Genomic DNA, 11,259 nt, shown 5'->3' on the forward strand with positions numbered 1-11,259 from the left:
CTAATCCCTTCTTTCATTTATAATATTTTCTATAGCGTTAACAAGAATTTCACCAGATGTCTTTGGTGAGTATTTACCAGGAAGCCCAGGACAAAGAGTCGCATTAATACCTATATCTTTCGTAACAGAGTAATCCACTCCACCAGGAGAAGAAGCTATATCAATAATAGTTACTTCTTGTGATACTTTTTCCAGTCTTTCTTTTGTTAAAATACATTCCGGTATAGTATTAAAAATATAATCAAACTGTAAAAGTTTATCATCAAGTTGATTCAAGGAAATACTAGAATATCCAAATGCATTAGCCGTACTTATTGCATCATTCTTTCTTGCCCCAACACATACATTTGCGTCTAAAGAGTATAATTTTTTGGCAAGTATTTGTGCACATCTTCCAAAACCTAATACTAAGCAGTTGCTTTGATGTATATTAATTATACTTCTTTTAATAGCTTCTGCTATGGCTCCTTCAGCTGTAGCAACTGCATTTAAAATAGCAACATCATTCATTTTCATAAAATCATAAATCTGAATAGAGTGTTGCTCACAAAATTTACAAACTTTAGCTGGTATATTACCTCCAAACAATATTTGATTAGGAGATAAATTAATTAGCAAGTTATCAATAGTTGCATCTAGGCAACCATCAGTATTTTCAATGTTAACTTGATTCTTTGTAAATGGAATTGGACATAAAATAATGGAACTTTTGGATAGTGCCTCAGCTAGTGAAGTTGCTTTTCCAACGATTCCATTTATGATTTCATTTGATATTCCATAAGTGACTACAGAATACCCTTTATTAATTAGTTTTTTTACCATGTACACTTGTCGCAGGTCTCCCCCGATAACAGTTATATCGTATTGATTTGACATATTGTAAGCCTCCTTTACTATATACAATATGTTTTTATCAATATATTGGTTCACTAAAATTACTAAATATTATACTTATAATATTTTTAATAGTGCTAATCTATCTATCTTTTCAGAAGAGGTATATGGAAATGAATTTAAAAAGATAACTTTTCTTGGGATTTCATTTTTTATTAGATTCTTTCTCATTTTAATCAATAAATCTTTTTTTGTAATTTTATCTATAATTGTTACAAATAATGCAATTTGACTTCCTCTTATGGAGTCTGAATATGGTAATACAACTGCGTTCTCAATTTGAGGAATTTTTTTCACCTCATTTTCAACTTTAGTAGAGCTAACTTTAAATCCTCCAATATTTACAATATCATCATTTCTTCCTTCAAAGATTAAGTATCCATCATCATCAAAATATCCAACATCATTTACAGAATAAGGTTTTGTTGCATTATATACTGCATATTTTGTATTTACAAAAATCTTTCCATCTGTAACATATACATCTATTTCTGGAAATGGTCTACCTACGCTTAAAGGTTTCTTAATTAATTCATCATAACATAAGTATGTAATGTAATTTAATTCACTTGCTCCATAATATAAAATAATTTCAGATTTTGGCATATAGTATTTTAAACTTTTTGCAGTATTTTCAAACAGTAATTGAGAACCTGTGAAAATACTTACAACATTGAGTATTGCTTCTTCTAAGTGTTTAGCCAAGAGTTGAAGCTTTGTAGGTACGAGGTATATGTTAGTTATATTGTATTGTTTTATTGTTTTTATCCATGACTTACAGTTTAGACCCGAATTTATTACAACACTTCCACCTTCATATAATACTGATATTAAAGAATTTAGATTTCCTGTAAAACTCAATGTCCCATTAATAAACAAAATTGATTCCTCAGATATATTAAAAATATCATTTTGGGTAGGAAAGAATCCAACCCAACTCTCATATGTTCTATACAATACTTTTGGAACACTTGTAGAACCTGAAGATAAAACTCCCATACATATATCTTTATCTAGATAGTTTGTAGGAGTATTATATTGATACATATATATATTAACTTTAGGATTAGATATAGAAAAATTAGTTTTCTTTACTTTTTCATTATCATCAGATAAATTAATGTTGTCCATAGTCTCATCGGATATAATTATTGAAATATTATTTTTTATTATAATGTCATTCAATACTTTTTTAGAAAGATTATAATGACAAATAATAGGTATATTTTTTGAATAATTAATTGCGAAAAAGCTCATTAACTGAAACATTATACTTTTAGAATATATTAAAATAGGTACATTCTCACCTACAGAAATTTGTTTTCCAAGTTTCTCACTATAACTTAACATATTTTCATAAGTATGTTTTTCTCCATCTACAATTAAAAAATCTTTATTTTTATTACTATTTATCTTTATTTTTAGAAGTTCATAGTAGTTCATAATCTACACCCTTTCAATCAATAAGGCTGAACCCAAGCCACCAGCTGCGGCTATAGAACAAATTCCATATCTACCATTAATCTTTTCTAATGCTTTTAAAAGATGTAATGCAATAATTGCACCTGAAGCACCGTATGGATGACCATAGGCTAAAGCTCCACCAAATACATTATATCTATCAATCAATTCTGGATACTTTCTTTGAAATAGCACATCTATAACTGCAAATGCTTCATTAAATTCAATAGCAGATATATCTAGGTAATTAATTTTTTCTATTTCTAAAATTTTCTCCATTGCTTTTATAGCAGATGTTGGACTTAAATTTGCATCTGTTCCTATTGTACAGGCATTAACAATCTTTGCTTTAGGTTTCTTTTTTGTATTTTCTATGTATTTTTTAGAACATAGTACAATAAATGAAGCTCCATCATTAATGAGACATGAATTTGCTGCATTTATAATAGTTCCTTTTCCTAAAATAGATGGTACTCTATCTAATAATCTTTGACTCATCTTGTCACGTATACCTTCGTCATAAGTATTATTATCTATAGGATATATAATATCTTCAAGCACTTTATCTTCTCTAGCCTTCTTTGCTCTTTTATGACTTTCTTTCACCCAAAAATCTAACTCTGTTTTCTCAATTTGATACAACTTTGCTACTCTTTCTGCGCCTTCTAGCATACTATTTTCACTATTATCATCAGGAGAGAATTGAGCAACTGTATAATTAGAATTATTTATATCATATCTTTTATCATTTTTATGGTATGTACGCATTGGTTGCAGAGAGCTACTTTCAAATCCACCAGCAATAATTAAATCACACTGCCCAGATTTAATTTTTGAAAATGCTATCTCTATACTCATCATAGCAGAGGCACACTGCATATCTACAGTAAAAGCAGGTACTTCATTTGAAATTCCTGCTGTTAAAGTCATTAATCTTGCTATATTGCCACCTGTTCCAACCGCATTTCCACATATAACCTCATCAATTTTATCAATTTCATATTTTTCAATTAGGTGTTTTAATACACTTGCACCCAAAGATTCTGGTTGAACAAATTGAAAGATTCCATTTTTTAGACCTATATGACTTCTAAGTCCTCCTAATATAAAAACTTCTTCCATATATTCTATTCCCTCCTTACAGTAGATTTCTTTTTAATACATTGTTTAATTTAACACCTAAAAAAGATGCAATAACTGCTTTTATTGTATCTCCAATTAAAAATGGTACTACAGCTGCAAAAAGTGCTGCTTCTACTGTCATTTGATTAAAATAACACATAAATACTGTTCCCATAAAATATATAATAGGCATACCAATAAAAATTGTTATTAGTATATATCTTTTAATATCATTATTTTTTCCTTTTAATAGACTAATAATTAATGCTGCGAACAAAAATCCAAAATAAAAACCACCTGTTGGGCTTAACAATTTTCCAATCCCAGATGCTCCTCCACCAAATACTGGTATTCCAATCAAACCTATCATTATATATACACCAACTGTGCTAAATGCTTGTCTTGGTGTTAAAATCAAAGCTATTAGATTTATCATTATTGTTTGTGCGGTTACTCCTGCTGGTGTAAATGGCAATGGTATATATATATAGGATGATATACATAACAATGCTACACATATTGACATTTTAGTTAAATCTTGAATATTTACTTTAGTATTTTTCATTTTTATAATTCCCTTCATATGTCTTATTCAATTTAGTTTATATGTACATGTACAAAGCTTCTATTAAAGCTTTGTTTTAGTATAAAAGAAAGACGTTTTTTTGTCAACTCAAAATAAATTATAGGTTTACATTTTATTTTTAAGTAAACTTTAGACTAATGCTTTATATTTTAATGGTTATTTATAAAACTTTATTTAGAAACTAACCTATTTTGTCTATACTTGTAAATTATAATATGATATATTTTTATATGAGATTTTATTTTATATAAAAATAATAAGGAAGTGATGATATGGAAATTAATGAAAATAATTTAAATAACATAGATGAAGAGTTAGATGAACTTAGTAAGAAAGTTTATTTAGATTCGCCAGACTTTTGGATAAGCATTTCAGACAAAGTAATTGATAAAGTGTTTGATGAGATGTTATTATTTTTTGCAGTTAAGTATAATTATTTTAATATATTATACTTTGCTATTGAGAATAATTATATAGATTTGAATATACCATCAAAAAATAAAGAATATCCTAATATAATGAGTCATCTTTTAGATACGGCAAAACAGAATGAAGATAAAAAGATTTATAATTATCTTCTAAGTTTAAATAAAGATGATACTATAGATGAAAACTCAACTTTAGATGATTTGGATTGTAATACTAGTAGTGATAATTTTGAAAAAAAAGATTTCTACATTCCAAAATACTTGTGTCCAAACTGTAATTCTAATATCTTTGATACAGGTTATAAAGTATCAAATGACATAATATATAAATTCTCTTTTGATAAATCTGAACCTGTTGAAATATCTAGTGAAATTGCTTCCATTAGATGTTGTAATTGTGAAGAACTGTTAGAAAATATTACACCTGACAAACTATATAGTATATGTAAAATCCAAAACTGTAATAATTGTGGTTCTAATTTAACTAAAGTTGGGATTCTTGCAAAGAAAAAAATGGAGTTTGATGAGAATAACGAAGAATTTAAATATGTTTCAAAATCTTATTGTTGTGGAAATTGCGACTCTGAAATAAACATGTCTCAAAAAGAACACTTTAAGATTTAACAATTTATCGTTTTAAATAAGAAGAATATTTTATTAGATACTATATAAGTTTTTAAAATATATAAAATAAACATTTTTATAATAATTAAAATTGCTATGAAACCCGACTTTACTAAGCCAGTCTCATAGCAATTTTCTATTGTACAATCATAATTAAAGTTTATCAAACTCTTATAAAAATTCTTTTATTTCTTTATAGTACCAACTATAACTCTTAAATCGATTGTTATATAAGATATATCTGATTCTAACAACCTTAAAAGTTCTTTTTCATGTAATGATGATGTCAAAGGTGTCATTTTAACTAAATTCCTTAAGTTTAATACATTGATATTAGTCTTATAATTAATTCTATTATCATAAATCAAATCAAGATGCTTTTTAAATACATCTATAATATTTTTATTATTATAATCGCTATTTTTTATGTCTTTCTGTATACTTGTTCTTATTTCTTTTAAATAATTTGACTCTGGGACAATCTTTACTACTATTCCACCATTACTTAAAACTCTTGCAAACTCCTTATAGTTTGCAGGAGAAAGTATATTTAATATTATATCAAACTTACTATCTTGAAGTGGCAGATTTGCTAAATCTGAAATACACCACATAATTTCATTTTCTCCTCTTGTAGCAATAGAAATCCCTTCTTTAGCTATGTCAATTCCAATTAATTTACATCTATTATTAATCTCTTCATCTTCAGATAATTTATTTAAAAAATATCCTTCGCCACATCCTGCATCTAATATATAGTTACTATATTTATTTAAAGTGTAATTTTTGATTATAGACTTTATTTCTTCTATTAAATAATCATACACCTTAGAATTATATATTTCATGTCTTGACTCAAATAGTTCTTTATCATAAATAGTTTTTGTATTACTATTTAATAAATTAACATATCCTTTTTTAGATATATCAAAGCAGTGTTTGTTCACACATTTGACACTATTTTTATCAACAGTAACCATATTTGCTTTGCAAAGTGGACATTTAAATACATCTATATTTTCATTAAGTAGTAATCTAGTTGTTTCTATCTTTTTTAGTTTACCAGTATTTTTTTTATTTACATTACTTATATTCTGTTTCATTCCCATAATCTCCTTAAATTTACTATTTAATTTAAATAGCACGAAATTATGGCTACTTGCATAAGATAACTTTTCTAGATTATATAAAATGTGTTATAAGCTGTTGTAAAATAGCCACAATTTGTGCGCTATCCTCTTATTCTAGTGTAATACATAAATGCTCTTTTATTCATTATTTTTCCCCCTATCATTATGTTTATTAATGTCTTAAGTACATGTAATTCACAATTCTAAAAAATATTTTTTAAATTATGCCTATTAGAATAATAAATATATTAATTATTATTTTAGTCGAATATATTAACGTTATTTACCATATTCCACTATGTACTCTTTAAATCCTGAATCTTCATTTATTTGCTCTTTTACTATATTAAATCCTTTTTTATTGTAAAATACAACCGCCTTTTTATTGTCTTTATATACTGCTAGATTTAGATTCTTGTATTCTTTAGTTGCATAGTCTAAAAGTTTACCTCCTATACCTAGGTTTTGATAGTTTGAATTTATAAATAAAGCTCCTATAAAGCTTTTATCTATTATGCTTATAAATCCTTTTATTTCTTGACCATCCTCATATACAAATGTATCTGATATAGGTATATATTCGTTTTTGACAGTGTTATAGTTATTTTCCCAGTATTCTTTACTTATAAAGTTGTGTGCTTTGATTGTGCTTTCTTTCCATATTTCCATGATTTTGTTTATATCTTTATCATTTGATTTTCTTATCATAAATTTTATTTCACCTCATTTTTATGTTGATTTTTATTTATAGTGTAAGTTTACTTCATTTAGATATGATTTAGTTAATACAAAATTCTTTTGAAAGGTTTAAAAAACATTTGCTGAGTCCACTTTACATATCACTTAGTTAATATAAAACGAGGATGCTTGTGAGAAAATAGTTCTTAATGTGTCTACTTTACATACCACTTAGTTAATATAAAACATTTTCAAGAGATAATTTTTCAGAAAAAGAAATTCTTTACATACCACTTAGTTAATATAAAACAATTTGAGAGATATAGTTTTGATTCTTTTGTACTTGACTTTACATACCACTTAGTTAATATAAAACCTGCAAAAACATGTAAGTCATGTGGTGACCTACCCCTCTTTACATACCACTTAGTTAATATAAAACATTCTATCTCTCAAATTTATCACCCCTACACTTGTTTCTTTACATACCACTTAGTTAATATAAAACGCAGGGAATGGGACTAAAAACTTTGAAAATAGTTTTGTCTTTACATACCACTTAGTTAATATAAAACTTTTTCAAGATAAATTAAAACGTGGCGAGGTTATTACCTTTACATACCACTTAGTTAATATAAAACGGTAACAGTGTAATTGAAAAAGAATACGCATACCGAACTTTACATACCACTTAGTTAATATAAAACTCTACTTGGCTTTTGTCTTTAAACATTCAAACCTAACTTTACATACCACTTAGTTAATATAAAACTCACCTGTATTTATATCTATCAACTCATATTTTTGTCTACTTTACATACCACTTAGTTAATATAAAACAAGTTGTATACCCAGTCGAGCAATCAGCATCTAATGTCTTTACATACCACTTAGTTAATATAAAACGCTTATATTTCTCGTTACAGAGGCGAATAATTTCTTTGCTTTACATACCACTTAGTTAATATAAAACGAGTCAGAACTTTTGGTAATGATGTACATTTGGGACCTTTACATACCACTTAGTTAATATAAAACCTGATAGTGTAATCAATTCATCCTCGTAAGTTGCGTACTTTACATACCACTTAGTTAATATAAAACCCGTTATCTTATTATAATTCATGTAAGTCATTAGGCTTTACATACCACTTAGTTAATATAAAACTTTAGTACCCTTAGAAGTCTTTTTCAATTTCTTCGTACTTTACATACCACTTAGTTAATATAAAACAATATATTCTTTATAAATCGGAGCATTAGGGTTGTCCTTTACATACCACTTAGTTAATATAAAACATAGCTGTTTCAATTTTACGTTGATACTGTAAAGCCCTTTACATACCACTTAGTTAATATAAAACTTCATATAAATACCTTTTAACCTTATCTATATCTTTTCTTTACATACCACTTAGTTAATATAAAACTTGCAAGACCCCCACCCCCCACACCTTTTGTTAAATCTTTACATACCACTTAGTTAATATAAAACTCTCACCCCTTCATGCCAGTACCAGTTAGCATTATACTTTACATACCACTTAGTTAATATAAAACCATAGTTAGATATGTAAATGTAATTATTAATGATAATCTTTACATACCACTTAGTTAATATAAAACTTCCTTTTCTAATCATCTTCGCACCTTCTTTTAAAACTTTACATACCACTTAGTTAATATAAAACTTTTTGCATTGCTGGCTATTTCTATGTCATATGGAATCTTTACATACCACTTAGTTAATATAAAACCTTTGTAATATCGTTCATGTATTATATAAAATATAATTCTTTACATACCACTTAGTTAATATAAAACTAAGTTATGAAGAAAAAATAAAAGCATTAAAAAAGCCTTTACATACCACTTAGTTAATATAAAACTAATAAAATTATAATTCATTGTTTAGAATTATTTTTCCTTTACATACCACTTAGTTAATATAAAACTGCAAAATTAAAAATTAAAGTTATAAGTCATATATTACTTTACATACCACTTAGTTAATATAAAACGGGCTATATCCGCAGTAGTAAGCTTTTCGACCATCTCATCTTTACATACCACTTAGTTAATATAAAACTAGCATATTCTTCTAGTGTAGTGGCACTATTAGTGCTTTACATACCACTTAGTTAATATAAAACTTATCCCTCTGCGAGTGAGGCTCTTGCCTTTAACCCCTTTACATACCACTTAGTTAATATAAAACTATAAATTATTCTTAAAAGTAAAATTAAATAAGTGAACTTTACATACCACTTAGTTAATATAAAACGTAGTGATGATTTTGAAAAGTATTCAACGAAGTATTTCTTTACATACCACTTAGTTAATATAAAACCCCAAAATCGGTATAACTGAATAGATTGAAAATACTACACTCAAGGAATTATAATTCAATAAAAACGTCAAAATTTGCAGTGAGCGAGCAATAGTGCAATTGACAATAATTATCACATACCTTCAATCTCTTACATTCCAACTGTTAAGCCCTATTTTAGCACAAATATCGCTCACTGCAAACCTATATAAACATTTCATCAGAATACTTATCAATACCATAACATTTCTTTTTAATTGAATTAGGATTTTTTATCTCATAAACATAAATCGAATCTTCACTATTATCAATAATCTTTTCTATTTCAGAAATACATTTATGTAACTTCCCATCAGTAATATCTCCTTCAAAAACAGAATTCTGAGTCCAAGTCAAATATTTTCTAAGTATTTTTCTAACCCTGTTTAATGACCTTGCTTCAACAACATCATAAGTAACAATAACAAACATACCTTACCACCATGCCTTTAAAACTTTATACTTTTCATCATTGATAAAATGTTTAATTAATTTATAACATTCTAATCTTATAAACATTCTATATGAAACTTTTCTATTAAGATTTCTATGTTTTATAGTTGTCTGCATCTTGTTTTCAAATTCTTGTAAAAATTTCTTCTTTCCTTTTTCACTTAAATAACAAATTTTGTCCTGATATTCAAAATCACTCTTATTAATTCTTTTGTTATTAATCAAGCTAAAAATTATTGTGTCAATTATAATTGGCTTGAAAATTTCTGCAATGTCTAAGCTTAAGGAAAATCTCTTTGTCGATGGTTCATGTAAAAAACTTATTGTAGGGTCAAGCTGTGTCTTATATATTTCACTTAAAACATTTGTATACATTATGCTATTTCCAAAAGACATAAGAGCATTTACTGGGTCTTTAGGAGGTCTTTTTTCTCTCTTATAAAACTCAAAGTCATCTTTCAATATTTGATTAAATGATTTATAGTATGTTTTTCTTATTCTTCCTTCTTTACCCATAAGTTCTGATACTTCTTTGACATCATTCAAACTATTTAGTTCATCTTTTATAGTATCAATTAAGCTTTCATCAACTTTATAATATCTCATATTTCTTAAAATATGATATGACGCACTTTCCACAAAGGATTTTGCTAAGTATAGTCTTTCATTTTTATCTAAATAGCAAGCCGATTGAGATACTAAACTGAATCCTGATACATTTTTCTTTCTTGGGTAATATGTACCTGAATAATATCCATAGTAATTATAGAAATGAAGCATAACTCCATATTGACTTATATAATTTATAAGTTTTGTGTTTAAATCCACTTCCCCATATATATGAATATCATCAACTTGTTCTACTGGTAATATTTTTTTCTCACCTTCTAAATTATAATAGTAAATCGTATTTTCTTTTCTTTTTATATTCCCATTGCTTATAATGTAATAATCTCTATACATCCTTACTCCTCCTTCACGAAACAAAATTCATAATAAGCACATTTTGTACAATAAGATTTCTTTTCAATTTTTGGAGGAGATAATTTCATGTTTATTTCATTTATATTTATAAGTGTGTTTTCAATAATTCTTTCTTTTTCTTCCGTCAATATCAATTCTTCTTGTTTCTTTTCCTTAACATAATTTATAGTTCCTTTTTTCTCTATCCCCATACTATTTTTTAAATAGTATAAGTAATAGTATAACTGCATTTCATCTGCTTCTTGCATCTTTGAACTTATTTTCACTTCTTTTACATACTCGTCCTTTATTATATCTAATTTCAGGATATCATCAATCAACACTTCTTTATTTTTCATTCTTTTATATGAATCTTCATGTATTATCTTTCCAGACAATACTCTATTACTATTTTGTTCCATAGTTATTCCTTTAGAGAATAACCATAGCTTTCTTTTACATACATAGTAATAATTTATCTTTACACCTTGAACTTTTAATACTTCTAAATCTATTGGCACAAAATCACCTTCTTTAGTAAATTTTAGCCAC

The 11,259-nt window shown here is 26.6% G+C and carries 10 protein-coding genes and 1 CRISPR repeat array; of the genes, 1 reads left to right on the forward strand and 9 read right to left on the reverse strand.

The features are described from left to right. The 4 genes from dpsA to ACTG45_RS16245 form a co-directional block, all read right to left on the reverse strand. Entirely contained in the window at positions 1-876 is an 876-nt protein-coding gene (gene dpsA, locus ACTG45_RS16230; RefSeq protein WP_021385876.1) for a dipicolinate synthase subunit DpsA, read from the reverse strand. 75 nt (positions 877-951) lie between these two features. Beyond that, positions 952-2,337 carry an AMP-binding protein gene (locus tag ACTG45_RS16235; RefSeq protein WP_021385897.1) on the reverse strand — a complete coding sequence of 462 codons (1,386 nt, stop codon included), beginning with the start codon at positions 2,335-2,337 and terminating at the stop codon, positions 952-954. A gap of 3 nt (positions 2,338-2,340) precedes the next feature. Further along, entirely contained in the window at positions 2,341-3,477 is a 1,137-nt protein-coding gene (locus tag ACTG45_RS16240; protein ID WP_021385823.1) for a thiolase family protein, read from the reverse strand. 16 nt (positions 3,478-3,493) lie between these two features. After that, positions 3,494-4,042 (reverse strand): biotin transporter BioY, encoded by a 549-nt coding sequence (locus tag ACTG45_RS16245; RefSeq protein WP_021385914.1) that lies wholly within the window; start codon positions 4,040-4,042, stop codon positions 3,494-3,496. 293 nt (positions 4,043-4,335) lie between these two features. On the opposite strand from ACTG45_RS16245, the gene ACTG45_RS16250 reads away from it, so the two are divergent. Beyond that, entirely contained in the window at positions 4,336-5,115 is a 780-nt protein-coding gene (locus ACTG45_RS16250) for a hypothetical protein (RefSeq protein WP_021385941.1), read from the forward strand. A gap of 185 nt (positions 5,116-5,300) precedes the next feature. On the opposite strand, the gene ACTG45_RS16255 is transcribed toward ACTG45_RS16250, so the two are convergent. The 5 genes from ACTG45_RS16255 to cas4 all read right to left on the reverse strand — a co-directional run bounded on the left by ACTG45_RS16255 (position 5,301) and on the right by cas4 (position 11,228). Next, positions 5,301-6,218 carry a putative RNA methyltransferase gene (locus tag ACTG45_RS16255; RefSeq protein WP_021385883.1) on the reverse strand — a complete coding sequence of 306 codons (918 nt, stop codon included), beginning with the start codon at positions 6,216-6,218 and terminating at the stop codon, positions 5,301-5,303. A 306-nt stretch (positions 6,219-6,524) separates the two neighbouring features. After that, the gene (locus tag ACTG45_RS16260; protein ID WP_021385890.1) at positions 6,525-6,953 is read right to left on the reverse strand and encodes an N-acetyltransferase; all 429 of its coding nucleotides are present in this window, start codon (positions 6,951-6,953) and stop codon (positions 6,525-6,527) included. A gap of 122 nt (positions 6,954-7,075) precedes the next feature. Beyond that, positions 7,076-9,273: direct repeats of the CRISPR family, unit length 29 nt; unit sequence CTTTACATACCACTTAGTTAATATAAAAC. Between the two features lie 183 nt (positions 9,274-9,456). Beyond that, entirely contained in the window at positions 9,457-9,723 is a 267-nt protein-coding gene (cas2, locus tag ACTG45_RS16265; protein ID WP_021385887.1) for a CRISPR-associated endonuclease Cas2, read from the reverse strand. Between the two features lie 3 nt (positions 9,724-9,726). Beyond that, positions 9,727-10,707: a type I-B CRISPR-associated endonuclease Cas1b gene (cas1b, locus tag ACTG45_RS16270; RefSeq protein WP_021385853.1), complete on the reverse strand. Its 981-nt coding sequence runs from the start codon at positions 10,705-10,707 to the stop codon at positions 9,727-9,729. A 2-nt stretch (positions 10,708-10,709) separates the two neighbouring features. After that, the gene (cas4, locus tag ACTG45_RS16275; protein WP_044213913.1) at positions 10,710-11,228 is read right to left on the reverse strand and encodes a CRISPR-associated protein Cas4; all 519 of its coding nucleotides are present in this window, start codon (positions 11,226-11,228) and stop codon (positions 10,710-10,712) included. Positions 11,229-11,259: the final 31 nt, after the last annotated feature.

Source organism: Clostridioides sp. LIBA-7602, from assembly GCF_056688945.1.

Coding starts and splice junctions, on each gene's coding strand:
- dpsA (WP_021385876.1), bottom strand. CDS start 876: ATGTCAAATCAATACGATATAACTGTTATCGGGGGAGACCTGCGACAA.
- ACTG45_RS16235 (WP_021385897.1), bottom strand. CDS start 2,337: ATGAACTACTATGAACTTCTAAAAATAAAGATAAATAGTAATAAAAAT.
- ACTG45_RS16240 (WP_021385823.1), bottom strand. CDS start 3,477: ATGGAAGAAGTTTTTATATTAGGAGGACTTAGAAGTCATATAGGTCTA.
- ACTG45_RS16245 (WP_021385914.1), bottom strand. CDS start 4,042: ATGAAAAATACTAAAGTAAATATTCAAGATTTAACTAAAATGTCAATA.
- ACTG45_RS16250 (WP_021385941.1), top strand. CDS start 4,336: ATGGAAATTAATGAAAATAATTTAAATAACATAGATGAAGAGTTAGAT.
- ACTG45_RS16255 (WP_021385883.1), bottom strand. CDS start 6,218: ATGAAACAGAATATAAGTAATGTAAATAAAAAAAATACTGGTAAACTA.
- ACTG45_RS16260 (WP_021385890.1), bottom strand. CDS start 6,953: ATGATAAGAAAATCAAATGATAAAGATATAAACAAAATCATGGAAATA.
- cas2 (WP_021385887.1), bottom strand. CDS start 9,723: ATGTTTGTTATTGTTACTTATGATGTTGTTGAAGCAAGGTCATTAAAC.
- cas1b (WP_021385853.1), bottom strand. CDS start 10,707: ATGTATAGAGATTATTACATTATAAGCAATGGGAATATAAAAAGAAAA.